The sequence below is a fragment of the Vibrio algarum genome, from assembly GCF_028204155.1.
Lineage (GTDB): Bacteria > Pseudomonadota > Gammaproteobacteria > Enterobacterales > Vibrionaceae > Vibrio > Vibrio algarum.
In genome coordinates this window covers 834090-860167 of sequence record NZ_JAQLOI010000001.1, presented here as the reverse complement: position 1 = coordinate 860167, position 26078 = coordinate 834090, and the positions used below count along the sequence as shown (strand labels likewise).

Sequence of the window (26078 nt, the reverse complement as noted above, 5' to 3'; positions counted from 1 at the left end):
TAGTAATTAAACTATTTAGATTACTTACTGAGACCGCGAACTGATCTTATCGATAGATAACAATGACAGAAAGCTAGTGTCATTAACTGTTCATCTATTTCTAATCTTCAAGTCGCATAACTGAAACTTAGCGTTCATAAAATCTCAGCAAGTTAACAAGTATTCTGAGGTAATTATGCAATCTGTACAATCATCAACAAGCCCGTTTCGTCTTCCGAGAAAAACCCCTTTTGGTCTTGGCGAGTCTTTTGCTGAATGGGCCACAGGTTTAAGTACATTAGATAGATTTTACGCTCAACGTCCTGCCGGCTGTAATACTCAAGAGTTCTTACGTTTTACACTCGATGTTCTCGGCATCGACTATAAAGTAATACGTGGCTCACTTAATAATGTACCGTCAACCGGTGCAACGGTGGTTGTTGCAAACCATCCACTCGGCTGTGTTGAAGGGGTTATATTAGCCGAGTTGTTACTGACAATACGCAGTGACATTCAGATTCTGGCAAACCAATACCTTAAAACTGTTTCCGAACTCGATGAGCTATTTATCGGTGTCGACGTATTTGAAACACAGGACGCGAAACGTTCCAATATGCGAGCACTTCGTACAGCCAATAAGCATCTCGCCAATGGCGGGTTGCTGCTTATGTTTCCTGCCGGTGAAGTGTCTCAACTCGTGGACAGCAAAAAAGGCAAACTTGAAGACAAAGAGTGGAGCCGCTCTGTTAGCTCTCTTATTCGAAAAAACCGCGCGGTTACAGTGCCCATATTTATTAAAGGTCAAAATTCTAACCGTTTTTATATGGCAGGGAAAATACACCCTTTATTAAGAACCTTGATGCTAGGCCGAGAGCTACTGAACAAAAAAGAAGAGGTCATATCCATCGCTATCGGTGATGTAATCAAGTACAAAGAAGTCAATAATCTGGATGATAAAAAACTGGTTAATTATCTTAGACTCAATACTTATTTGCTAAATAGAACAATACAAAAACAAAACGAAACAAGTATTGGCTTTAATGGCAATGAACCCATCGCGACCTCATTGCCTTATGAAGCCATTCAACTGGACTTAGATAACCTGCCAAAAGAGGCACACCTTCTCACTAACAAAGAATTTGACGTTTATTGTACAAAGGCGACAAATATTCCTAGTTTGATGCATGAAATTGGCAGGCTTCGTGAATTAAACTTTCGCCAAGTCGGTGAAGGCACTGGCTTAGCACTTGATCTGGATAAGTTTGATGAAAAGTACCTGCAACTTTTTGTGTGGGATAGAGAGCATCGCAGGCTAGTTGGTGCCTATCGTTTAGGCTTGGTTGATGAACTCACTCAACATAAAGGAGTCAATGCTCTTTACTCTACGACGTTGTTTCATTATGACCAACGATTCTTGGATAGAATGAATAATGGTAAGGCAATCGAAATGGGCCGCTCTGTTATCGCTCAGGAATATCAAAGAAGCATGAGTGCGCTTCTCTTGCTATGGAAAGGCATTGCAACCTACGTTTATCGTAACCCTCAATATACACATTTATTTGGCCCCGTAAGTATCAGTAATGATTACAGCCATGAAGCTCGACAATTGCTAGCAGAAACCATGACGTTACATCATTACGATATCGAAAGCGCGAAATGCGTAAAAGCCTCTAATCCATTAAAAAGTAAAAGCACCTCTTGGAATACAAGCTTGCTTACTGCTTTAGGAGATTTACAGTTACTTTCTAGGGTCATAGCTCGTATGGATGCAGGCAAAGGTGTACCCGTACTGCTAAGACAATATCTAGGATTAAATGGCAAACTAGTGTGTTTTAATGTTGATCCTGCGTTTAACGATGCACTTGATGGCCTTATTGTCGTCGACCTACGCAAAGTCCCGAAAAAAACCTTAGGCCGCTATATGGGCTTTACTGAAAGTGAGAGTTATCTCACTTCTCATGACATTAAAATAGAGTGATTTGAGCTTATTTGTTATCGAGTCCTTAAGTTTTACTATTCCGTCATCCCCACAAAAGTGGGGATAGGATGATTTGTAAAATTCATATCCCGATACTCTGTTCGATTAGTGCATGAATGAATTTGGGGTCAGGTTTTGAATATTCATTATCTGAATCACCGAATCAGCATTATATTTAGTTAGGATACGAGTTTTATAAGTACTAACCGTCTTGGCACTTAGTGACAACAACTCTGATATCTTCTGGTTCGAATAACCTTGCACTAAATAATTATAAACAACTGACTCTCTTTTTGAGAGTGTCACCGCCTCTTTCGATTGGTTTAAATCTTCTTTAAAAACAGAGTATCCTCTAGACACTGCTAAGATAGCGTCTTTGATCATTTCTGTGCTTTCTGTTTTGGAAACAAATCCATTCGCACCGACCATTTTGGCCGTTTGGCTTACCATCGAATGATCATTGCTTGAGATAAAAAGCACTTTGCCAAAAAAATCGGCCGCTTTAGCACGACGCACAAAATCAAAACTGCTCGATGTTTTTAAATCGATATCAAGAATAATTAAGTCTATGTCATTTTCTCTAACGAGCTTCATTCCATTTTGAGCATTATCCGAAATAAATACATTTGTATGGCGGAAAGTTTTTTCAACTAAACTCGTTAGTGCTTCACAAACTAATGGGCGGGTATCCATAATTAAAATGTTCTTCGTATTCATATCATCATCTCTCTATTATTGATTATTTTTGAGAAATCCATGCTCACTCATTTCCTGTGTGAATAATGTACGATATCTTTTTAGGAATGTGTGGAAGGTCATTCTTTCCAAAATGGAATGTAAATGGAAAAAGCAGAAACACACGGTAAGAAAAAAGCTTTAGACCGGTATGGACAAAGCTTGATTTGAGAAATATAGAAATATAATTTGAATGGAAGCCGAAATGTAAGCAAAATAATAGGAGTTAAAAATCAAACCTTGTGTACTATTTATTTTTGGGGTTAAGTGTGTTTTGTAATATCGATTTCACTTGATCATAAAAATAATTGCCTCGATTTCCTACATATTCATAGAGACAAAACTCGATTTTACTTTGTATCTTAAACTCGCCAAAGGTGCTCGGATTGACAATATAAACATTACTATTGATATTCTGTTTAAATTTATCAATCTGATGAGAAAATAATCCAATTCCATACGGCAGGTCACCCTTGTTCGCCAACATAATATTATTGGCATATGAGATGTCATCAAAATCGGTCAGGTCATCGACATAGTATGGGATTTTTTGCTTATCAAGCATTTCAGTAATTGGCCTTTTTGCTATATTCCATCCAGGCACCAACTGTCTTAATAAGCGATACTTCAAATAATCATGCCAACTTGTATATATGTCTTTCTCCGGAACGACAAGGTTATAGCTCGTATCAAACATAACGGTTTGGTAGCATAATTTAGAGTTATTATCGAGTGATGGACCAACGGCAAAATCCACTTCCTTTGACGCTATTTTATCTGGGGTATTTTCAGCCCAACTGACAAGACTAAACTTAACATCAGGAAAAAATTGGCTCAACTGAGAATAAAGCACACTGCCGAACAAACTAATATCAACCGGTAATAAACTAATAACCACGTGCCGCTCTGTTTCAAACGCGTTTTCAATGGCTTCGTCTATAACCGCATCGAGGGCCGTTAGCTTTATTTCTATTTTAGGTGCAAGCCATTCTGTTAATGCCGTGGGTTCAAGGCCACTGGTGTGGCGCACAAACAGCTGATCATTAAAACCCTCTCTAAGCTTGCTTAACATCTTACTTACCGCACTATCCGTGCAACCCAGCTGCTTAGCCACTAACGATAAGCTTCTGTGTTTATGAATTAAAAGATAAACATGTAAAAGATTATAATCTACTTTCTTCGCCATCCCTGCCCTCTCGAGGTTATCTCTACTCTGTGCCTTTGATATAAAATATAGCCTGTTCATCGACGAGATGTGAAGCTTTTTAATAAACCAAACTTCGTGCTACTTTCTAAAATCAGCAGGGCGATCTGTCGTACTATTCCATATTATACTGGTTGAGTTACCTGCTTCTGAGATATAGTGACGATAGCTTAACTCTCCGGACTTAATTTATGAATCAAGAGCGCATTCAAAGCATCATTACCGATGCCAACCTTTCTCCTAAACAAAAAACAAATTTACTCGCATTAGAAGCGGAAGGTAGCCTTGCTTATGTGCCTTTATCTGCGCAAGCGCAATTAGCGCTCAGTGAAGGTGTTCTATGCGATATGTTTGAAGGTAATGCGCCCTTTAAACCGAGATATGTCCTGCCCGATTATGGTCGTTTTCTAAAACAAGGGTCTCAATATCTAGAGCTCGAACCGGCTTCTAATCTAGATGAAGCGCTTAATTTGCTCACTATTATTTATCATCATGTGCCATCTGTTACTTCCATTCCCGTCTATTTAGGGCATTTAGATGAAATACTAATGCCATATGTGAATGCATTATCTGAACAACAAATTTATCAGAAAATTAAGCTGTTTTGGATAATGTTAGACAGAACGTTACCAGATGCCTTTATGCACGCTAATATAGGCCCAAGTGATAACGTCATATGTCGAACTATTTTAAAGGTTGATGCTGAACTTAAACAGATAGCGCCTAATCTAACCTTTATGCATGACCCTGCTGTCACGCCAAACGACTTACTCCGTCACGCTACCTCTAATATTTGTGAATGCAGTAAGCCTCATGTGGCCAATTACCCTATGCATGCGGGTTTTTACGGAGATAAACGCTTTGGTATCGTGAGTTGCTATAACTCACTACCGTTATCCGGTGGAGCAAATACACTGGTTAGAATGAACTTAAACGAAATAGCGGCTCGCTCTAAAGATCAACAAGAGTTTCTATCCGTAATACTGCCCGAATATTGCCAAGTGATGTTTGAAGTTATAGAAGCTCGCAGCGGATTTTTGCACGAACAATCCAACTTCTTTAAGAGCTTTTTAGTGACCGAGCAATTGATCAAAGAAGATCGATTTGCTCCTATGTTTGGTATATTTGGCATGGCAGAAGCTGTAAAAACTCTGCTAGAAAAAGAGGGCATTACCGCTGAATTTGGCCATGATCAGGTAGCAAACGAACTGAGTTATACGATTTCTGAAGCCTTGGCTAATATCGTTGAAGTTACACCAGTCAAATATGGTTACCATGGGAGAGCACTTCTTCATGCTCAAGCAGGGATAAGCCTAGACACAGGAGTAACACCAGCAACTCGCATTTCCTATGGATATGAACCGGACCCCATCACCCATATTAAAGCCACCGTTGGTCACCACAAATTTTACCCTTCAGGTATCAGCGACATCCTCACAATCGACGAAACGGTAAAATCAAACCCAGAGGCTATGTATAACCTCTGCAAAGGTGCACTAGAGTTAGGCATGCGAGAGTTTACCGCGAACGTATTTTCCAATGACCTAGTTAGAATTACCGGTTATATGGTTAAAATGTCGGATATCGCGAAATATAAAAAACAAGGCTCTCGAACCAATACCACTTTCTTAGGTTCAGAAGCGGCTGACAATACGGAGTTGCTCAATCGTAAGCCACGAGTACTCAGTGCTGAAATGAATCCGATTTATCAAAAATAAAATGAAAAATAAGCGTAAACATTAAAATGACCACGCCATCTCGCACTGCTAAGATTAGTAAAATTCTCACTTTTTCTTGTGTAGATGGCCCTGGTAATCGGTTAGTCATATTTTTTCAAGGATGTAACTTCAATTGCACCTCATGCCATAACCCTCACTCTATTGCTCACTGTAATCACTGTGGTTTATGTGTCCCGGAATGTAAGGATGACGCACTCACATTGAATGAACAAAAAAAGTAATCTGGCATGCTGATAAATGCACAGATTGCGACAAATGCATCGACATCTGTTCTTTTCAATCATCCCCGAAAGTACGTGAATACAGCGTAGAAGATTTATTGTTAATTATTGAGGATAACTATGTATTTCTAAATGGCATCACCGTATCAGGGGGTGAAGCAAGCCTACAGATCCCTTTCATTATTGCACTTTTTAAAGCAATAAAATCACATCCTAAACTTGAAAGACTCACGTGCTTTATGGATAGTAATGGCTCTTTATCTGAACAGGGGTGGTCAAAAGTTTTACCTCATCTCGATGGTGCTATGATCGACTTAAAAGCGTGGGACGGTTTAGTTCACGAGAGACTTGTGGGTAGAGGTAATGAGTCAGTATTTAAATCGATAGATATCTTATCGACAGCTAACAAATTACATGAATTACGCTTACTCGCTATCCCTAACCAAACCGATTATCTTGAGCATATTGATACATTAACGGCTTATTTAAATAAATTACCTAGCGACGTTACTATTCGGCTCAATGCATTCCAACATCACGGAGTCACCGGTGAAGCTCTGTTTTGGGAAACCTGCAGCAAAGAAGAAATTGTCAATTTCAAACACCTTTTGCAAAAAGTATTACCTCACAAAATAATGCTCCCGCCCGCGTTTCAATAGCCTTTCTTCGTTTCAATAGCCTTTCTTCAATGCTCCTAACTAAACAATATTATCTCTTGTTTACCCTCGCTACCGGTTCCTTGACTAGACACATTAAAGGTTGAAAATTGAAGAGAACTAGAATAAGGCATACGGCTAAAACAGGACCATAGATTATCATCTGCAAGAGAAAGATATAATCCACCTCAATACGCAGCACATAATGCTATGATCGATGCTATCGCTACCGCAGAGCTACTACTTGCTCAAACATCGCCTATTTTTAAGCATGAAAAACATCTTTTCGATAAGACTTATAAGATAGCGCAATAGTTGTCTATAATATTCCATTCTAATTGATAGAAAAACGGCCACAACAATGACGTTGTGGCCGTTTTAACGTTAGTGTTATTAGTTATTACTCAACGGTTACAGCTTTCGCAAGGTTACGAGGTTGGTCAACATCGGTGCCTTTAATAAGCGCAATATGATAAGAAAGAAGTTGCATTGGAACCGTATAGAAAATAGGAGCAACGATCTCATTTACATGTGGCAGGGAAACGATCTTCATTCCTTCTACCGCTTCAAATCCTGCTTTTTCATCTGCAAATACATAAAGTAAACCGCCACGAGCTCGTACTTCTTCAACGTTCGACTTAAGTTTTTCGAGAAGATCGTTATTTGGTGCAACAACAACAACAGGCATATCAGCATCTATGAGCGCGAGTGGACCATGCTTAAGTTCGCCTGCAGCGTATGCTTCTGCGTGAATATAAGAGATCTCTTTTAGTTTAAGCGCCGCTTCCATCGCGATTGGATAATATTCACCACGACCTAAGAATAAGGTGTGTTGTTTATCAGCAAAGTCGACGGCTAACGCTTCAATTTCTTTATCGTAAGCAAGTGCAGCTTCAATTTGAACAGGTAATGCATGAATAGCTTGGACGATTTCTTTTTCTTTCTCTGCATCTATTTGCTTGTTCTGTTTACCAATCGCCGTTACTAACATGAGCATTGCAGCCAACTGAGTGGTGAAGGCTTTAGTTGATGCAACACCAATTTCCGTTCCCGCACGTGTCATGAATGCAAAATCAGATTCACGTACTAAAGAAGATCCAGATACGTTACAAATAGTCATCGCTGCCATATAGCCTTTTTCTTTCGCTAAACGAAGCGCGGCTAAAGTGTCCGCGGTTTCACCTGACTGAGAAAGAGTAATCAATAAGCTATTTGGACGAGTAACGAATTTGCGATAACGGAACTCAGATGCAATTTCAACATCACAGCTAACGCCAGCTAAGCCTTCGAACCAATATCTTGCAGCCATACCCGAGTTGTATGATGTACCGCAAGCGATAATTTGAACGTGTTCAACTTTAGATAAAATCTCTAGTGCATTAACACCGATGCTTTCAATGATCACCGAATCTTTTGTAATGCGTCCTTCCATCGTACTTTTAAGTGCTGTCGGCTGTTCAAAGATCTCTTTTTGCATGAAGTGACGATACTGACCTTTATCACCAGCATCATGTTCAGCGTTGGACTCAATAACTTCTCGCTCTACTGCGTCACCATTTGCATCAATAATACTAACGTCACGACGAGTGATTTCAGCTACATCACCCTCTTCAAGGTACATGAATTTTCGAGTGACACTTAGAAGCGCAAGCTGATCAGAAGCAAGGAAGTTTTCACCTATACCTAAGCCAATAACAATCGGACTACCTGATCGTGCCACAACGAGGCGCTCAGGGTCTTTGCGATCAACGATAACAGTACCGTAAGCACCTTCTAATTGAGCGGCTGTTTTATGTAAAGCTTCAACTAAAGTATCGGAAGTACGACGTTCCCACTCAACAAGATGAGCAATAACTTCTGTGTCTGTTTGAGATTCAAATACATAGCCACGCTGTTGTAATAGTTCACGCAACGGTTCGTGATTTTCGATGATACCGTTGTGAACAACCGTGATATCACCAGAAACATGTGGATGAGCATTAATTTCAGAAGGCTCGCCATGCGTAGCCCACCGTGTATGAGCAATACCTGTTCCGCCTAATACATCTTGCTGAGCAACAGCGTCGGCAAGTTCTTGTACTTTTCCTAAGCGACGAACTCGGGTCATGTTCTTATCTGCATCAACGACAGCAACACCAGCAGAATCATAGCCTCTATACTCTAATCTACGTAAACCTTCTACTAGTATCTCAACAACATCGCGTTGTGCCACTGCACCAACTATTCCACACATGTAATTTCTCCAACTTTCATATAATTTCTATTTTGCGAACACATTATGCGATCACAATGGTATTAATTAAGATGCACGTACTACTCGTACACCTTTAGATTCTATTATCTGTTTCTGGTCGTCGCTCAGGTTTTCATCGGTAACCAACACATTGATTCTTTGCCACGACAATTCCAGATTTGGAATTTTCCTACCAATTTTTTCGGATTCGATCATAACGACAACTTCTCTAGAGACATCGGCCATAACCTGACTTAGCCCTATCAACTCATTAAATGTAGTTGTTCCACGAGATAAGTCGACACCATCAGCCCCAATGAATAGCTGATCAAAGTCATAAGAGCGCAAGGCGGATTCAGCAACTTGGCCTTGGAATGACTCGGAGCGCACATCCCATGTACCACCAGTCATCAGAAGAGTTGGTTCGTTTTCGAGCGCATTCAAAGCATTCGCTACATGCAATGAGTTGGTCATAACAACTAAACCTTGTTTGTAATTTAGTTCAGGAATAAGGGCACCCGTTGTACTACCACTATCGATAACAATACGATTATGATCCTTAATTAACGCTGCTGCTAGCTTCGCAAGTTTTATCTTTCGATTCGAAACTTTATCGACATTTTCATCATTTACCACCTCTTTAGGGATCGCGATAGCCCCCGTATCTTCTCAAGAGAAGGCCATTTGTTTCCAATGAAGCGAGATCTTTTCGAATCGTCACCTCAGAAGTGTCAAATTTCTGTGAAAGGGCTTCTACACTTACTTCCCCAAGCTCTGAAACTAACTTAGCTATCGTGTGACGCCTTAACTGTGTATTTCTTTTCGTCATGACCTTGAAACTTATAAGTTACGAACCGAAAGCTATTATATTTCAATTGAAACTTGACTGTCTATTTAATTCGAACCAAAAATTAAACATTTTGAGCTTAAACTTTGTCCTAGAACAAATCTGGACAGTGATCTTGATCAGATTTTTTGTTAGAATTCGCGCCCTAAAGAAATTTAATTACAAAAAAACCGTTATTTTTTTGCAACGTTTCTTCTTTAGTATAGAGAGTGCAAAAAAATAGTGAGTCGAGCTATAGCAGACTGCCGCAATGCGGCTACACTATATGAAAGATTTTACGCTCGTTTAGATATCATAATTAATTGATGTAAATTACAGCAAAAATGTTGTCATTTTCTTTCTTATGTTCCTCTAAACAGCAACCAAACTTGAAAATGTAAAACATACTTACCGGAGAGTATCTTCCATGAAAAAGACCAAAATCGTATGTACGATTGGCCCTAAAACTGAATCTGTAGAGAAATTGACTCAACTTGTTGAAGCTGGCATGAATGTAATGCGCCTTAATTTCTCTCATGGTGATTTTGAAGAGCACGGCACACGTATCAAAAACTTCCGTTCTGTAATGGAAACTAAAGGTAAGCAACTTGCTATCCTTTTAGATACTAAGGGCCCAGAAATCCGTACTATCAAACTAGAAAACGGCGATGACGTTGATCTAGTAGCTGGTCAAGAATTCACTTTCACAACTGATACTTCAGTTGTTGGTAACAAAGACATCGTTGCTGTTACTTACCCTGGTTTCGCAAAAGACCTTTCAGTAGGAAACACTATCCTAGTTGATGATGGCCTAATCGAAATGGAAGTTACCGCTATCACTGACGTTGACGTAAAATGTAACGTTCTTAACAACGGTGCTCTAGGCGAAAACAAAGGTGTTAACCTTCCTGGCGTTTCAGTTAAACTTCCTGCGCTTTCTGAAAAAGATAAAGCTGACCTTAAGTTTGGTTGTGAGCAAGGCGTAGATTTCGTTGCTGCTTCATTCATTCGTAAAGAAGAAGATGTTAAAGAAATTCGCGATCTTCTAAATGCTAATGGCGGCGAAAGCATCCACATCATTTCTAAAATCGAAAACCAAGAAGGTGTTGATAACTTCGATTCTATTCTTGCTGCTTCTGACGGTATCATGGTTGCTCGTGGTGACCTTGGTGTTGAAATCCCAGCAGAAGAAGTAATCTTCGCTCAAAAAATGATGATTGAGAAATGTAACCGTGCTCGTAAAATGGTTATCACTGCAACTCAAATGCTTGATTCTATGATCCAAAATCCACGTCCAACTCGTGCTGAAGCTGGCGATGTTGCTAACGCAGTAATGGATGGTACGGATGCAGTAATGCTTTCTGGTGAAACAGCTAAGGGGAAATACCCTGTTGAAGCAGTAACTATTATGGCTCAAATCTGTAACCGTACAGATAGAGCACTAAAAGCTGAGCTAGGCGACCGTCTAGATAGCCCACGTCTACGTATTACAGAAGCAGTATGTAAAGGCGCAGTAGACACTGCTGAAAAACTAGCAGCTCCACTTATCGTTGTTGCAACTGACGGTGGTAAATCTGCTCGTTCAGTACGTAAATACTTCCCAACTGCGAACATTCTTGCTCTTACTACTAACAAGAAAACTGCAGCTCAACTAGTTCTTACTAAAGGTGTTCGTCCAGTTGTTGTTGATTCAATCGCAAATACTGATGAATTCTACGTTAACGGTAAAGAGCTTGCGCTTACTACTGGTCTTGGTAAGAAAGGCGATATCGTAGTTATGGTTTCTGGTGCACTAGTTGCTTCAGGTACTACAAACACGGCGTCTGTACACGTTCTATAAGATTCAGAAATTGAATTGTAGAGAGGGCTTATTGGCCCTCTTTTTTTGTGCCTAGATTAAGTAAGTTTGTGAACAGTGTACACGTTAGGTATTCTTCAGCTAGTATCGCTCACCACTATATTAGACCATAGTCGTAGATCCAATTTGCCAAGTTGATGAATTGCAGATATAAAAAATCGGGGAAAACCCCGATTTTTTTACCATCCGAAAAACTCTTTATGGTGTGTATTTAAAAGTAGGACCATTGGTAAAAAATAGATTGCGCTCATTTTAATACCAAGGATAACTAAGCTTCCGACGGTAACTCTCACTAGTGACTTATTCAACATACCTTGCCTCATGTACCCAGACTGTATGACTTCCTTACTAAATCGCGACCTTCGCGTTTATCCAAAATAAACTGGGATGTTCAAAAAACAACCAGTTTACTTATTTATAATTGTAGCTCAAGTATTTTTTTAAATTATACTTTAGTCTAGTTGTTGCAATTATGTGACAATTTACACGTTAAGCTATGTCATCTGTACTTTCACATCGAGATACTTTGTTTCTTCCCAATGACTTAGATTCAAAAAGTGCTATATCTGCATATTTGTAACAAGCGGAGGAATCAGAAATGATATCGGTGTATCCAATGCTAATTGTGACCGTATGCTGAGGGTCAGTTTCAATGGCCATCCGTATTCGCTCTAAAATTATTTGAGCATCTTCTGCTTTTGTATGCTTCATGATGATTGCGAATTCTTCACCTCCAATCCTAGAGACTGAATCAGTTTTTCGTGTATTTTCCACTAGACAATCAGCGACTCTGCGAATAACTCTGTCACCTTCATCATGACCTTGGTTGTCATTAATTCGCTTGAAATAGTCGATATCTAACAGAGCTAAGTATCCAACATGACTTTCAGGGTAGCGTTGAAAAAGCTCAGCTTCAGATCGAAGCTCTTGTTCAAACTTTCTTCTATTCCACAACTGGGATAATTCGTCTCTTTCACTCAAATATCTCAAGCGCTCTTCAAGCTCTTTACGCTCTGATATATCGACAATAGATATGATGTAGTTAGTCAAGTTGCCTTTATCGTCTAGCAAAGCTTGTACTCTAGTGAGAGTAATAATTTCAGCTCCATTGCCTACCCGAATAACCAACTCACCTTCCCACTGCCCGTTATTTTTAACTGACTCATATATACTTAACCAGCTGAAGCCTTCCTGACTCTTAAAAAATAACTTCCTAATCTTACGAAGGTGGATCTGCCCATCAACGTAACCCGTCATCCGTTCAAGTTCTTTGTTTACCTTTAGTACTCGGTAACGACTATCACAAACAATGACGGCAGTCATACCATTCAATGCCGCAAGGGCTAGGCTACTATCCACTTTTTTTCTCTTAAAATCATAAGCGATATGGACAAAAGGCACACAAGCAACAAGAATAAGAAACATAATAAGTACAGCGCTTTCAACTATTTCCGTATAGTCTTCAGATACATGCTGAGAAAGTTGCTGATTACTAAAATGAATGAGTGCATACATGCTTTTACTCGCACTCAAATCAATAAGTCGATAAACATAGAGCCCCGATTCGACCTGTGTGATACCCGAACCATTAACGAGCATGTCTTGCCAAAGGTCATTATGTGTAAGAGCTAAATTATGAATTTTTCTATGTCTAATAGAAAAACCAAATAACATCTCTGCATTTGGATGAGCAACATAATCACCGCTTGATGTGAGCAGTTGAGGGATAAATTCGGGTTGAGGCGAATAATCCAACATAGATTTAACTAGCCAAATATCAATCGTTAATACAAGATATCCTTTTCGAACACCATTGATTTCGAAAGGGGTAATCGCATATTGTACAGGTGTTAACGATTTTTCTTTGTCTATAGAAGAGGTCTCTAGCATAGGACCTAAATTACCAATTGTATTATTAGCAATGCTATGGGCAAACCTTAAATAGTAAGGTTCACCGAAAAAGTGGTAGTCGGTACTTATTTCTGCTTTTTGATCTTGATTTGAAAAGCTAACTTTTATCTTTTCTTGCCCTGTATTATCGACAAATCGAATCTGCTTAAAAAAACGTTGATAGTTGGCTAATGCTTGCCAAACTTCCTCAACGCGTTTTTTATCGATTGGGTTTTCAGACTGGACATAGTCCTTTAGAGCTCTATTGTTGCCTGTGAGTTTAAAGGTTGAAGATACTTGAGCTTTCAAGCGGGTGAAACTGCGGGCAGTAAAACGTAGTTGAAATTGACTGGTTTCAATTATCTGCTCTACATTTTTGTCATAAGCTGAGCGGTATTTAAAATAATGTGCTGCGCCAACGCCAATACAAAGTGACAGACAAGCTAGAGCAATGAAGCCAAGCCATCTTTCTCTAAACATCTATCACCTCATAAAAATAAAGCATATTACCGTTCCTAATAGTGAGACATTCTAGCAACAAATATGATTTTATTTAAAGTAAAGCCCTCTATTAAACAGAGGGCTTTACTGCATTGTGACAGCACTTAAGTTTTAAGCCTTTAAAGCTCTATCTCCTCGTGCAATACCCACAACGCCAGTCCGTGCAACTTCAACAACATCGGTTACATCGGAGATAGTTTTAATAAATGCGTCTAGTTTATCACTGGCCCCTGTTAACTGAATAGTATAAAGACAAGGAGTCACGTCGACTATCTGCCCACGGAAAATATCCGCAGTTCGTTTTACTTCGGTTCTTACTGGTCCATTTGCCTTTACCTTGACCAACATAAGCTCTCTTTCTATATGGTCATACTCGGTCACTTCTTGAACTTTAAGAACATCAATCAATTTGTTTAATTGCTTCTCAATCTGCTCTAGCACCATATCATTACTTTCTGTCGTGATATTAAGTCGAGAAAGTGTTTCATCATCCGTTGGAGATACAGTTAATGATTCAATGTTATACCCGCGTTGGGAAAAAAGACCAACTACACGAGAAAGAGAACCAGGTTCGTTTTCAAGTAACAGTGAAATTATATGTCTCATTAGGTTCTCTCCGTTTTGCTTAGCCACATCTTATCCATACCCTCGCCTTTAATCTGCATTGGGTAAACGTGTTCAGTTTCATCTACAGTGATATCAACAAACACAAGCTTATCTTTCATGTCTAAAGCTCGTTTTAATTCTGACTCCAAATCATCTGGAGAAGAAATACGAATACCTACATGACCGTATGCCTCAGCAATAGCAGCAAAGTCAGGAACAGAGTCCATATAAGACGAAGAGTGGCGACCTTGATAAATCATATCTTGCCACTGTTTAACCATTCCTAAGAAACGGTTGTTAAGGTTGATAATCTTCACTGGAATGTCGTATTGAAGCGCAGTCGAGAGCTCTTGAATATTCATTTGAATACTTCCATCCCCTGTCACAATAACAACCTCTTCTTCTGGCATAGCAAACTTAATACCCATACCAGCAGGTAATCCAAAGCCCATCGTTCCTAAACCACCGGAATTAATCCAACGACGCGGTTTATCAAACGGATAGTACAGTGCTGCAAACATCTGATGTTGACCAACATCAGATGCAACGTAAGCATCACCATTAGTTAATTTATATAATGCTTCTATGACTTCTTGAGGTTTGATTTTATCTGGCGACTTTTCATAACTCAGACAGCTACGATCTTGCCATTGTTTGATTTCACTCCACCAAGTATCAATAGCTTCAACGTCATTCGCCCCATTTTGCTCATCTAACAACTTGAGCATTGAATCTAAAACAACATCTGCAGAGCCCACAATAGGAACGTCAGCTCTAATAATTTTTGATATGGAAGATGGGTCGATATCGATATGCATGACTTTGGCATTTGGGCAATATTTTTCTACATTGTTCGTGGTTCTGTCATCAAAACGAACGCCTACACCAAAGATCAAATCGCAATTATTCATAGCCATGTTGGCTTCGTAAACACCATGCATACCTAACATACCCAACGCATTTTTATGCGTTCCAGGGAAAGCGCCTAAGCCCATTAATGTACTCACAACTGGCAAGTTCAATCTTTCCGCCAACTGTATTAACTGCTCGTGACACTCAGAAATCACCGCGCCACCACCAACATATAGAATTGGTTTTTTTGCTTCCAGCAAGGTTTTTAAACCCTTTTTAATTTGGCCTTTATGTCCGGTCATCGTTGGATTATACGAACGCATCTTGATCGACTCAGGGTACTCATAAGGGAATTTGAGCAAGGGATTTAACATATCTTTTGGCAAGTCAACAACCACTGGACCAGGACGACCAGTTGATGCTAAATAGAAGGCTTTTTTGATAATCTCAGGGATTGTTTTAGGATCGGTAACCAAGAAGCTATGCTTTACAACCGGACGGGAAATACCAACCATGTCACACTCTTGGAATGCATCATTACCAATCAATGTTCCAGGTACCTGACCAGAAAGCACCACCAGAGGAGCTGAGTCCATGTAAGCGGTACCAATACCTGTAATTGCATTGGTTGCACCAGGGCCTGATGTTACAAGTACCACACCTGTTTTTCCTGTAGCACGAGCATATCCATCTGCCATGTGCACTGCTGCTTGTTCGTGGCGAACAAGTACGTGTTCAATATCGCTTTTTTCGTGAAGTGCATCATAGATGTCAAGAACAGAACCACCAGGGTAGCCAAAGATGTGTTCAACGCCTTCGTCTAATAACGAACGAACAACCATGTCCGCGCCGGATAACATTTCCATTGTGTTGCCTCCTTAATACATACAATTAGCCACAGCTGATAAGCCCGAAGCTCTTGGTATATTGGCAAGTGTAACCAAATACCTACTAATTGTTGTATTACATAGTTAGGGCTTATTCGTAGCCTAATAATATTGAGGTTTAAACGTTTAGGAATCGTTCCTAGTGGTGTCGTTTAAACCAACAATATATCCATGAATTCGGTATAAGGCGTACCCTTAGTACCGAGTACTTAATTTCGATCTTATTGCTCATTAAATCAAGTAGAATCAGAAAAAAGCCATCATAAACTGCATATCCGGACATTACCGGTCAATAAATCCACACTTGAATGAAAAAACAGGACAAAGACAACAAAATACACTCTAGTTACAATAAAAAAGCCCGCTGAAATTCTATTTTCAACGGGCTTAAATCACAAAGTCGCTATATCAGCTAGCTTATTGAGCTATTTGTTATTTTTCTCTTTTGCTTTATCTGTATACATATCTTCAATTTCTTCTTCATAACGCTCATGAATTACTTTCCGACGTAACTTCTGTGTCGGTGTTAACTCACCCTTATCCATTGAAAATGCTTTAGGCAATAATGTAAATTTTTTCACTTGTTCAAATTTCGCCAGATCTTTTTGTAAGTCAGCGACTCTTTGTTCTAACATTTCAACAATATGGCTATGCTTTAATAGCTCTATTCGATCGTGGTATTTAATGTTGAGTTCTTTCGCGTATTCTTCAAGAGACTCAAAACTCGGAACAATAAGCGCCGATACAAATTTACGTGTATCGGCAATAACGGCAATTTGCTCTATGAAATGGTCTTTACCAATGGCGCCTTCAACGACTTGCGGTGCTATATATTTCCCACCAGATGTTTTCATCAATTCTTTGATTCTATCGGTAATAAACAAATTACCATTTTCATCAAATTCACCAGCATCACCCGTTTTGAGGAATCCATTCTCGTCAAAAGTGGCTGCAGTCTCCTCTGGCATTTTGTAGTAACCACGCATCACCATTGGACCGCGTACAAGAATCTCGCTATTTTGACCTATCTTGACTTGCGCACCGGGCATCGTAGTACCGATAGAGTCCGGATTAAATACGCCATCATCCCAACAAGAAACCGTGGCCGTTGTTTCCGTCATTCCATAGCCAAGCTTGACGTTTATTCCAATCGCATGGAAAAAACGGCCAATTGTTGCATCCAACTTGGCACCACCGCACGGCATAAAGTTGATATTTCCACCAAGTAAGTCTCTTAACTTTGCCAAAACTAGCTTATCTGCAAGTTTATGACTCTTTTTGAGTATAAGTGATGGCTCTCTGCCTTCTTGCTTGCAAACGGCAATACGTGCACCCATGTTAACAGCCCACGTAAAAATCATCTTACGGTGAACAGGAGCACGAGATACCTTCTCGTGAATAGCGGCAAAGATTTTTTCGTAGAAGCGTGGAACAGCACACATCACAGTAGGGCGAATTGCGCCTAAAGCATCACGGACCTGCATTGTATCTTGCAAGTAGCAGTTAGTTGCCCCTTTATAAAGAACATAAAAGGTCCATGCACGTTCATAGACATGTGACAGAGGCAAGAAGCTGAGAGATATATCCTCTTCAGTCAATACCATCTTCAAATCATGACCTTCGCATTGAGAGGCCATATTCTGATAATCCAACATAACCCCTTTCGGTTGTCCTGTTGTACCAGATGTATAAATTAACGTGAATAAATCTTCGTAGTTCGCTTCACTCAACCGCTGCTCTAAAGTTTGTTGGTGATCGACTGAACCACTAGCAATAAAGTCATTCCATGTCACTGCATTAGGGTTACCTTGAAGATCGACTTCATCACACATAACTACGATAAGTTCTAACTTCTCGCAGCTATCATAAATACTAACAGCAGCATCATATTGTGGTTGTTCACCGACAAATAATATTCTTACGTCAGCGTTTTGGAGAATAAACGCCGACTGTTCTGCGGTATTTGTTGGGTAAATAGGAACGGTTACCGCTCTGACTTGTAATGAGCCAACATCGGCTATGGTCCATCTAGGCATATTATTTGAAAAAATACCTACTTTATCTTGAGCTTTCAATCCTTGAGCCAGCAGTGCGAGAGATAACACATCAAGCTGTTCACCAAATTGCTTCCAGCTAATGCCTTTCCAAACATTTGCTACCTTATGGCGAAGAGCGATTCTATCTCCACCTTTTGCAACTTGCTCTCTAATACGTTTTACGAGATGAAAATCTAAATTGGCCATTTAATTTACCTTTGGCTTACACATGTAAGCTTAATCAGTCGACAAGTGTACATTTAGCTTCGGAAAAGGCAACAAGTGAAGCTAGTCTAAACACCTTAATTTGGTAAAAATGTGTATCAGGTACTGTCTGAAATAATGATTTTTTTAGAAGCATAGTTCTTACAGCTCTAAAACTAAAAAAGGCCCCGATAAGATTCTCTCTTAAAAGGGCCTTTTTTGTTATTTTGGCAGCAATTAGTATTGATTTGCTACTGTCTCTCCGCAAATAACCATTAACTGGTTGCGCATCCAGATGTGACCACGGTCTTTTTCGCTTGACTCATGCCAGCTCAAAAACCCGCTAATATTATTGTTCTCTAGTGGGAATTCCATCACCTTTAGATCAAGTCTATCTGATAGGTTTTCTACTAACCAACGAGGGGCCACTGTTATTAACTCTGACTGACTAACAACATAGAGAACATTGCTTAGACTCGTCCCTTTATAAGCGGCATTACATTCTAAATCTCTATAAGCTTGCTCAGAAAAACTACGCATACCGTTTAATTTAGATAACTTAGCATGCTTTTCAGTTAATAATTCTTGCTCAGAAATCATATCACCAATTCTAGGGTGCGATGACGCTGCAACAACAACTAGCTCGTCACTAAATATTTCTGTGCTTGCAAAGCCTTGCTCTTCAAATCGTGCGTAGTCGATAACAAAATCCACTTCCTGATAACGCATTTTTTCATTCAGGTTTACATCAAATTCAGCATCTAGGTGCAAATGAATATCTGGTGCTTTTTCAGCGATACTAGTTAGAATTTTAGGCACAAATCGCATATCACTAGGGCTAGAGATAGCCAGTTTAAACAAACGACTTGATGTTTCAGGCGTAAATACAGAGCTTGGTAACTCATTACGAACCAATTGCAAAGCTTGACGAATAGGGCCAAACAGTTGTCGTGCTCTTTGTGTTGGCTGAATACCTCGACCATGTCTCATGAACAGTTCGTCATTAAACATCACTTTAAGACGCGCAACAGCATTACTTACGGCTGGTTGAGACATGTTTAAATTGTGTGCCGCTCTAGTTATGTTCTGTTCTTGCATTACCGCATCAAAAACCGTTAGTAGATTTAAGTCTACTCCGCGCAACGTAGATTCCATACTGTGACTAGGTGCAACGTTATTTGTCTTAGGTTTGTTTTGCATGAATGTGCCTCATCAGTTTTTCTAAAGTTGCTTAAATGACTGTCACCGGTATACGGTTGTCATTAAATTAGGAACCTAGAATGTAGTTTGTATGTTTATCGCAACAGTTACCTGTCGTTCGAGTGGCATTACTATCCATCAATAGATTGCACCAATTCAATAAGCTTTATAAATAATCACTTAATTTTACCTATTTAGATAAAATAAACTTATTTATCAGAATCTTATGTGAAAACATAAAAATATATAAATCAACTAAAACAATGTTAACCGAGTAAGTATTTGGCAGGCGCATATTAAAACTACCAGTGATGGGAGACTAATTATGCTGATGAATAAAATAGAAATGATATTAGCTAAAAGCAGGTCGTAAAATAATAGCATTGGGCGGTAAATTTATTTAAAGAAATGCTCACTGCCCGCTCTGCAAAAAAACAAGAAACCAAATTGTTCAGAGACCAAACTCTAACAGTTAGTACTTCTGGTTTAACTTAAATTTAGTCTTGAATAACAACATAACTAGGAAAATCGACTTTATCCCAAAGCAAGGCCCTTAAATTTTCACTAGAACCCCAGTGACCGGCGATTATCCAATCTACGATGTATTTTGCTACGTCTGGGTATTTTACGCTTTCTGCTTCCCCTACATCCAACCAGTTTCTAACTGCAGCAGGATCTAAGTAATCCATTGAGTGCGCTAAACCTAGGTAATCAAGGGTCGCCACATTGCTCTCTTGCTCAAACTGTCCGGAAAGTGGTTTTAGTAATAATTTTTTTCCTATCGATAAGGCTTCTGAAGGAAGTTCAAATCCTCCATTCGCGATCACTCCCTTGCATCGATGCAAATCCTGTTGAAAACCAAAATACGATGGTTTTCTATAATGGATATTCTCAACTGTCGTTTCAGATAAAACCTCCGGGTGATAGCAAATAAATGTCTGACTAGAAAAACGCAGCAAAAGATCGGTAATATCATCGATATTTTCAAATGGTAGATAAACCAATACCTGTTTGCCCGTTTCCACTTTATGCGAGTTGTCTGTGTGAACAATCGGAGGAAAAATAGGTTGCCCAAAATGGTGCCAATGTAGAGCAATATGAAAATCTGAAGGTGCAAAATGTTGTATGATTTTTCCATCAAACCAGCTTCTGCCTTTCTTAGGAACTTCATACCTAAAAGCATTTTGATGGCTAATACCAATACAGGGGACTTTCTGCTTCTTAGCTGCCCAAGCGGTAATGGGTTCAAAATCATTTAGCACTACATCATAACCCGATAGATCCAACTGATTGATCTCCTTTAATACATTCAATGGAGTACAATCTAGCGCTGTTTTAATGTAGTTAACTCGTCCTTTTTCGGTAATAAAGGTAACTCCTTTTCTAGTCTGATAGTTGCCAAACTCGTCCATCGAGAAATAATTGGATTTTTCTCTTCCCGAAAAAAGGAAGTCTACCGATATCTGTTTATCCTTTAATGCACATGCCATCGCTCGTGCTCGAGCAATATGTCCATTGCCAGTACCTTGTACACCATACAAAATTTTCAAAGCTCAGCCCCTAGAAAATAAATTGCAGACGTTGCGCTAGCAAAACCTAACACAGCACCAATCACTACATCCGTTAAAAAGTGCACGCCAAGTAAAACTCGAGAAGTTCCTATTAATGTTGCCCAGATTAATGCGACAAAATAAGTGTCAGGATAAAACTCACCTAAAAGTGTAGCCATAACAAACGCTGCTGCAGTGTGCCCAGAAGGAAGACTAAATTTATCTGAAGGTGTAATAAATGAGATTAGCTGAGTCGAAAACTCAATAGGTCGCTTACGACGAAAACCATTCTTCGTAAACCAATAAATAGGGAGTTCTATAGCAAAAGCAAGAAGCCCAGTACAAAGAAAAAACGACCTATATTATCATCAAATATAAACGCAGATAGACCAATCATTACGTACAAATGACCATCACCTGTATGTGAAATTGCTTTGCTTACTTGTGCAAAGTTATAGCTAAATCTGTTTTGCAATAAAAACAGAGACACGGCTAAATCAAATCTGACTATTGGCTGTATGGTTCGCATTATATTTCCCCTCACTAAAGACACCACATCAATAATTTATTCAATGCAAATGACAGGGAGGTGACGCTTCTTTAGATAATTGATGACAATCTGATTGTTTTTTTGATGCGAATAACGTGTTTTTAGCTACTTACCGGAAGAAATAGATATTTGTTCAATCAAGAATGATTTGAATTGTGCACACCGTTCAGGCATAGGTTTTCGTGGACGATAATACATGTTGATATCAAACGTCGCACAAAGATAGTTTCCCATAACGCTGATTAACTCTTTATTTACAATGTGCTGTTTAACAATCGACTCGGGCAAATAAGCGATACCTGCACCGCGCAACGCAAAATCCAATAAAATCTCACTATTATCGCACTCTAAGGCATCTTTGATCGTCACGATTGTCGGCTGACCATAAAGCTCAAAACACCAACGACTCCCACCAAGTAATGTTCTTGCGTATAGGCAACGATGATTGTTAAGTTCATTTGGGTTATTCGGTGCGCCAAATCTTTGTAAATAACTAGATGAAGCGCATAAATAGAGAGGCTCACTAAGCAAATGCCTTTTAACTAAAAGAGAATCCGCTTGATGCTCTCCCGTGTAACTCGCATTCGCTCTAAACGCAAAATCAGTGGTTAACGGGTCAAAGTCTCCAGCCTCAATAAAAAGCTTAAAATCGACTTTGGGATGTAGCTGCATATATTGCGAGATAATGTCGGTGAGGTACTGTTTAGCGAACAAAGGTGTAGAAGAAATCCTAATTTCACCTTGTAAGGTTTCTGCTAAATTTTGTACATCTTCTATAACCGTGTTTATTTCAGGCAAAATCCCATTAAAACGCTGAAAAAGTTGTTGTCCAGCCTGAGTCGCAACCAGTTGACGCGTACTTCGCTTTATTAGCTCAACGCCAATAATTTCTTCTAACTCTTTTACCCATCGACTACCTGCAGCGGCTGATATTCCCTGCTCGGCAGAAGCTTCTTTAAACGACCCAACTCTTATCACTGCACAAAAAAACACGACTTTATCCAGAATAGGTTGACGACTATTTAAATAGTTTTTAGGCATAATTTAATCTAAACATATTCAACATTGCTTAATTAACCCTTTTTCTAAAGCAATCATTACCAAACCAGCGGTCGAAGTTGCTCCTAGCTTCTTTTTAATTCGAAGTCGGTGGGTTTCTACTGTCCTAACGCTAATGTGTAGCTTGTCTGCTATATCTTTATTACCGGCACCACTTACAATTGCTCTAAGAACATCTACTTCTCTTTTAGATAGCGTTTCATCTTTTTCTTCAGGCTCTTCATTAAATTGCTCTAACAATTTATCGGACGCTTGGGAACTTAAGTAAGAGCGCCCACTTGCTACCTGGTTTATAGCCATTACTAACTCATCAGAACCTACGTCTTTTAACACATATCCTTTCGCACCAGATTTGACAGAGCGGACGACATAATCTTTGGAGTCATGCATAGATAACATAATCACAGCAGTCTTCGACCCTGACTTTTTAAGCATCTCTAGCACTTCGATACCATTTAATTTCGGCATGTTTATATCAAGTAGTAAAACGTCAGGCTTAAGGTCCAGTGTCATTTGCAAAGCATCTTCACCTGTCCCAACACATGCCAAAATAGCGAGGTTATCCTCTCGATCTAGTCGCGATTTTAATCCATCTTGCATCAAGCGGTGGTCATCGGCTAATACTAAACTAATCATATAAATTCCATTCTCAGTGATACACGGATTTCCGTTCCTTGATCGAGATTACTGGTCACTTTAAACTCCCCACCAATACCTTGAATTCGCTCTTTCATATTCTGTAATCCCATACTGTCTTTGCGAAACTTCTGTTTTTTTGTATCTGTTGAAACCTTAAAACCCTTTCCATCATCACTAACAGTAAGGAGCAATTTTTTCCCTTCTCTTTGCAAAATAACATCGACGCCTTTAGCCTCGGCGTGTTTCTCTACATTATGCAACGCCTCTTGTACGACACGATAAAGCGTTGTTTCAACTTCCGAGACCATTTCTATGCCATCAATATCGTGTTCGAAAATGAGTTCTAAATCTGTGCGTTTGCGCAAATCGTTGATATATGAACCAATACCAGCCACCAATCCGAGATCATCAAGTTGAGGCGGTCTTAAATCTCTTGATATCCTACGTAACTCGACAATAGCCTGATCCATGGCTTGCTTACTCGCCTGTAACTCCCCTTCTTTGATTAATTCATCTGATTCTTTTTGCAGGTTTTCTAAACGATATTTCGCCGCAACAAGTAATTGATTTACGCCATCATGTAACTCTCTAGAGACTCTTTTTCTCTCATTTTCTTGAGAATCTATAATCTGCTGATTCAATAAGCTCATTTGTTCATTAGCCAATTTACGTACATTTAGGTTTAGTGACGCCCCTAAACCAGCAATTGCGGACACAGCAATAAATACCACAACGAATAGTGCTGCAGAGCTTTTGCTTACATTTATATCGAAACCATGTTGCATATGGGATATCTGATTTTCTACATCATCTAAATAGACACCCGTTCCTACCATCCACTGCCACTTATCAAGCGATATTGCGTAACTTAGCTTCGGAAGAGGCTCTTGTTTAGACGGTTTATGCCAAAAGTAATCAACAAAACCACCTCCCTGTTTAGCAACATAGATAAGCTCTTGAAGCAGTTTTTTACCTTTAAAGTCTTCGACGTCCCACCAGTTTTTCCCTATGCGTTCTTTTTGATGAGGCAAGACCAATGCAACGCCATTCCAATCATAAACAAAGAAGTAACCATCACTTCCATATGTGAGCTGGCTCAATTTTTCAGAAACTATTCGCTTTGCTGTTTGCTCATCAAGCGTTGAATCCAAGTAATACGGCTCAATACTTTTTACGGCTATTTCCACATACTGTTTCAATTCTTGTTTTTTTGAGATAACGATATTATTGCGAGTTAATTTCACTTCATCTTCTACTAAGTTTTTTGCTTGGCTAAACAATAAACTAGCAACGATTGCCACCACTATTATTAAAGGTACAACTGAAAGCAAAATTATATTTATCGATAGTTTTCTACTGTTAACAAACTCCATTACATCACCTCATATGGAATAACAACGTGTACGTAGTTTTACCAAACGAAATTGCTTGGATTAGGTAATTTCACTGACAAGATTTGCGCAATTTCCCCAATATCGAATCGGCTTTATCCCACCTAAACTAACCACAAATGTAACATCAACTTAACAATTTTAACTACTAGATGTTCACATTTTTACTTAACAAGGAACTTGTCCCCTACAAGGAGAAAGAAATGAACATAAACAAAATTGCTCTTGCGACCACCATAGCTATCGCTACTACTGGCTTCACAATGAGTGCAAACGCGGCAAGCAAAATATTATTAAAAACCCCCGTTGCTTTCGGCACTCATTTACCCGCTTTAGGCACACCAATTAAATGGTATGCCGACCATATTACTGCAACTTCCGGTGGTACTATAAAAATGAAAATTTATGAGCCTGGTAAGCTCGTTAATCCAGCGGAAATTTTAGATGCGGTATCTACAGGCAAAGTAAACTCCGGTTACGCAACAGCTGGATATTGGCAAGGCAAACTTCCTGCTTCGGCACTCTTTTCTGCGGTACCTTTTGGCCCGGAAGCAGGTGAATATATGGCATGGTTATACTTTGGGAATGGTCTAAAACTGTACCAAGAAATGTATGACCAGGGTGGTTACAATGTCAAAGTTCTTCCTTGTGCCATCATTTCTCCAGAGACATCAGGTTGGTTTAAAAAGCCAATTGAGAAACCAGAAGATCTGAAAGGATTGAATATGCGTTTCTTCGGTTTAGGTGCTTCTGTCATGGAAAAACTTGGTGTGGGTACTGTTCAACTTCCTGGTGGCGAGATATTTGGCGCACTTGAAAAAGGTGCTATTGACGCATCTGAGTTTTCTCAACCCGCTATCGATCAGCGCTTAGGTTTCCACAAAATAGTTAAATACAATTACTTCCCTGGCTGGCATCAACAGTCCACTGTATTTGAGCTACTCATCAACAAAGATACTTGGGCAAAAATGGATGACGCACAGCAAAGTGCCGTTGAAACTACCTGCATGGCAACAATGACCTACTCTATTGCGGAAGGAGAAGCGATGCAGTTCTCAGCCATGCAGAAAGCTAAAGAAAATGGCGTAGAGATTCGTTACTGGAACGATCAAATGCTAGACCTGTTCGAAACGACTTGGTTGGAAGTTGTCGATGAGAAAACCAATGCTGACCCATTCTTTAACAAAGTATGGCAAGACCTAAGTGAGTTCCGTAAAGGTTACGCACTTTGGGAAGCGAATGCATTCCTTCCTCGCGCGACACGTAATTAATATTTGACACCCT

Annotated in this window: 16 protein-coding genes and 3 pseudogenes; 5 read left to right on the top strand and 14 right to left on the bottom strand. The window is 39.5% G+C overall.

Annotated elements, in window-relative coordinates; all coding sequences use genetic code 11:
- Positions 1–175: 175 nt before the first annotated feature.
- Positions 176–1957 (top strand): lysophospholipid acyltransferase family protein, encoded by a 1782-nt coding sequence (locus tag PGX00_RS04250; protein ID WP_272133157.1) that lies wholly within the window; start codon positions 176–178, stop codon positions 1955–1957.
- Between the two features lie 105 nt (positions 1958–2062).
- Here PGX00_RS04250 and PGX00_RS04245 read toward each other — a convergent pair whose 3' ends face one another.
- Complete coding sequence (locus tag PGX00_RS04245; protein WP_272133155.1) at positions 2063–2674, bottom strand: response regulator transcription factor; 612 nt, start codon at positions 2672–2674, stop codon at positions 2063–2065.
- 265 nt (positions 2675–2939) lie between these two features.
- Positions 2940–3878: a LysR family transcriptional regulator gene (locus PGX00_RS04240; protein WP_272133153.1), complete on the bottom strand. Its 939-nt coding sequence runs from the start codon at positions 3876–3878 to the stop codon at positions 2940–2942.
- Positions 3879–4087: 209 nt separating this feature from the next.
- Between PGX00_RS04240 and PGX00_RS04235 the strand changes: the two genes are divergently transcribed.
- Together PGX00_RS04235 and PGX00_RS04230 are read left to right on the top strand one after the other, a co-directional pair.
- Positions 4088–5614 (top strand): YjjI family glycine radical enzyme, encoded by a 1527-nt coding sequence (locus tag PGX00_RS04235; protein ID WP_272133151.1) that lies wholly within the window; start codon positions 4088–4090, stop codon positions 5612–5614.
- Between the two features lie 26 nt (positions 5615–5640).
- A pseudogene (locus PGX00_RS04230) lies at positions 5641–6515 on the top strand (YjjW family glycine radical enzyme activase).
- 397 nt (positions 6516–6912) lie between these two features.
- Here PGX00_RS04230 and glmS read toward each other — a convergent pair.
- Both glmS and PGX00_RS04220 read right to left on the bottom strand, forming a co-directional pair.
- Entirely contained in the window at positions 6913–8745 is a 1833-nt protein-coding gene (glmS, locus tag PGX00_RS04225; RefSeq protein ID WP_272133149.1) for a glutamine--fructose-6-phosphate transaminase (isomerizing), read from the bottom strand.
- A gap of 66 nt (positions 8746–8811) precedes the next feature.
- Positions 8812–9574 (bottom strand): annotated as a pseudogene (locus PGX00_RS04220) (DeoR/GlpR family DNA-binding transcription regulator).
- Positions 9575–9998: 424 nt separating this feature from the next.
- On the opposite strand from PGX00_RS04220, the gene pykF reads away from it, so the two are divergent.
- Entirely contained in the window at positions 9999–11411 is a 1413-nt protein-coding gene (gene pykF / locus PGX00_RS04215; protein WP_272133147.1) for a pyruvate kinase PykF, read from the top strand.
- A 507-nt stretch (positions 11412–11918) separates the two neighbouring features.
- On the opposite strand, the gene PGX00_RS04210 is transcribed toward pykF, so the two are convergent.
- The 10 genes and pseudogenes from PGX00_RS04210 to PGX00_RS04165 all read right to left on the bottom strand — a co-directional run bounded on the left by PGX00_RS04210 (position 11919) and on the right by PGX00_RS04165 (position 24776).
- The gene (locus PGX00_RS04210) at positions 11919–13799 is read right to left on the bottom strand and encodes a GGDEF domain-containing protein (RefSeq protein WP_272133145.1); all 1881 of its coding nucleotides are present in this window, start codon (positions 13797–13799) and stop codon (positions 11919–11921) included.
- 132 nt (positions 13800–13931) lie between these two features.
- The gene (ilvN, locus tag PGX00_RS04205) at positions 13932–14426 is read right to left on the bottom strand and encodes an acetolactate synthase small subunit (protein WP_272133144.1); all 495 of its coding nucleotides are present in this window, start codon (positions 14424–14426) and stop codon (positions 13932–13934) included.
- Positions 14426–16144, bottom strand: a complete 1719-nt coding sequence (locus PGX00_RS04200; protein ID WP_272133143.1) for an acetolactate synthase 3 large subunit — start codon at positions 16142–16144, stop codon at positions 14426–14428. The genes ilvN and PGX00_RS04200 overlap by 1 nt, the downstream gene beginning before the upstream one ends.
- Before the next feature lie 446 nt (positions 16145–16590).
- Positions 16591–18408 (bottom strand): AMP-dependent synthetase/ligase, encoded by a 1818-nt coding sequence (locus PGX00_RS04195; RefSeq protein WP_272133141.1) that lies wholly within the window; start codon positions 18406–18408, stop codon positions 16591–16593.
- 234 nt (positions 18409–18642) lie between these two features.
- Positions 18643–19605, bottom strand: a complete 963-nt coding sequence (gene leuO, locus PGX00_RS04190; protein WP_272133139.1) for a transcriptional regulator LeuO — start codon at positions 19603–19605, stop codon at positions 18643–18645.
- A 497-nt stretch (positions 19606–20102) separates the two neighbouring features.
- On the bottom strand, positions 20103–21155 hold the full coding sequence (locus PGX00_RS04185) for an MJ1255/VC2487 family glycosyltransferase (RefSeq protein ID WP_272133137.1): 1053 nt from the start codon (positions 21153–21155) through the stop codon (positions 20103–20105).
- Positions 21152–21684, bottom strand: a pseudogene (locus PGX00_RS04180) (phosphatase PAP2 family protein). The gene PGX00_RS04185 and the pseudogene PGX00_RS04180 overlap by 4 nt, the downstream one beginning before the upstream one ends.
- A 126-nt stretch (positions 21685–21810) precedes the next feature.
- Positions 21811–22746, bottom strand: a complete 936-nt coding sequence (locus PGX00_RS04175) for a LysR family transcriptional regulator (RefSeq protein WP_272133135.1) — start codon at positions 22744–22746, stop codon at positions 21811–21813.
- 18 nt (positions 22747–22764) lie between these two features.
- The gene (locus tag PGX00_RS04170) at positions 22765–23400 is read right to left on the bottom strand and encodes a response regulator (RefSeq protein WP_272133133.1); all 636 of its coding nucleotides are present in this window, start codon (positions 23398–23400) and stop codon (positions 22765–22767) included.
- The gene (locus PGX00_RS04165) at positions 23397–24776 is read right to left on the bottom strand and encodes a cache domain-containing protein (RefSeq protein ID WP_272133132.1); all 1380 of its coding nucleotides are present in this window, start codon (positions 24774–24776) and stop codon (positions 23397–23399) included. The genes PGX00_RS04170 and PGX00_RS04165 overlap by 4 nt, the downstream gene beginning before the upstream one ends.
- A gap of 221 nt (positions 24777–24997) precedes the next feature.
- On the opposite strand from PGX00_RS04165, the gene PGX00_RS04160 reads away from it, so the two are divergent.
- Positions 24998–26065, top strand: coding sequence for a TRAP transporter substrate-binding protein (locus PGX00_RS04160; RefSeq protein ID WP_272133131.1), 1068 nt, complete (start codon positions 24998–25000; stop codon positions 26063–26065).
- Positions 26066–26078: the final 13 nt, after the last annotated feature.

What these genes read in the sequence shown, in the direction of transcription:
- PGX00_RS04250 (WP_272133157.1), top strand. Translation starts at nt 176, where the DNA reads ATGCAATCTGTACAATCATCAACAAGCCCGTTTCGTCTTCCGAGAAAA.
- PGX00_RS04245 (WP_272133155.1), bottom strand. Translation starts at nt 2,674, where the DNA reads ATGAATACGAAGAACATTTTAATTATGGATACCCGCCCATTAGTTTGT.
- PGX00_RS04240 (WP_272133153.1), bottom strand. Translation starts at nt 3,878, where the DNA reads ATGGCGAAGAAAGTAGATTATAATCTTTTACATGTTTATCTTTTAATT.
- PGX00_RS04235 (WP_272133151.1), top strand. Translation starts at nt 4,088, where the DNA reads ATGAATCAAGAGCGCATTCAAAGCATCATTACCGATGCCAACCTTTCT.
- glmS (WP_272133149.1), bottom strand. Translation starts at nt 8,745, where the DNA reads ATGTGTGGAATAGTTGGTGCAGTGGCACAACGCGATGTTGTTGAGATA.
- pykF (WP_272133147.1), top strand. Translation starts at nt 9,999, where the DNA reads ATGAAAAAGACCAAAATCGTATGTACGATTGGCCCTAAAACTGAATCT.
- PGX00_RS04210 (WP_272133145.1), bottom strand. Translation starts at nt 13,799, where the DNA reads ATGTTTAGAGAAAGATGGCTTGGCTTCATTGCTCTAGCTTGTCTGTCA.
- ilvN (WP_272133144.1), bottom strand. Translation starts at nt 14,426, where the DNA reads ATGAGACATATAATTTCACTGTTACTTGAAAACGAACCTGGTTCTCTT.
- PGX00_RS04200 (WP_272133143.1), bottom strand. Translation starts at nt 16,144, where the DNA reads ATGGAAATGTTATCCGGCGCGGACATGGTTGTTCGTTCGTTATTAGAC.
- PGX00_RS04195 (WP_272133141.1), bottom strand. Translation starts at nt 18,408, where the DNA reads ATGGCCAATTTAGATTTTCATCTCGTAAAACGTATTAGAGAGCAAGTT.
- leuO (WP_272133139.1), bottom strand. Translation starts at nt 19,605, where the DNA reads ATGCAAAACAAACCTAAGACAAATAACGTTGCACCTAGTCACAGTATG.
- PGX00_RS04175 (WP_272133135.1), bottom strand. Translation starts at nt 22,746, where the DNA reads ATGCCTAAAAACTATTTAAATAGTCGTCAACCTATTCTGGATAAAGTC.
- PGX00_RS04170 (WP_272133133.1), bottom strand. Translation starts at nt 23,400, where the DNA reads ATGATTAGTTTAGTATTAGCCGATGACCACCGCTTGATGCAAGATGGA.
- PGX00_RS04165 (WP_272133132.1), bottom strand. Translation starts at nt 24,776, where the DNA reads ATGGAGTTTGTTAACAGTAGAAAACTATCGATAAATATAATTTTGCTT.
- PGX00_RS04160 (WP_272133131.1), top strand. Translation starts at nt 24,998, where the DNA reads ATGAACATAAACAAAATTGCTCTTGCGACCACCATAGCTATCGCTACT.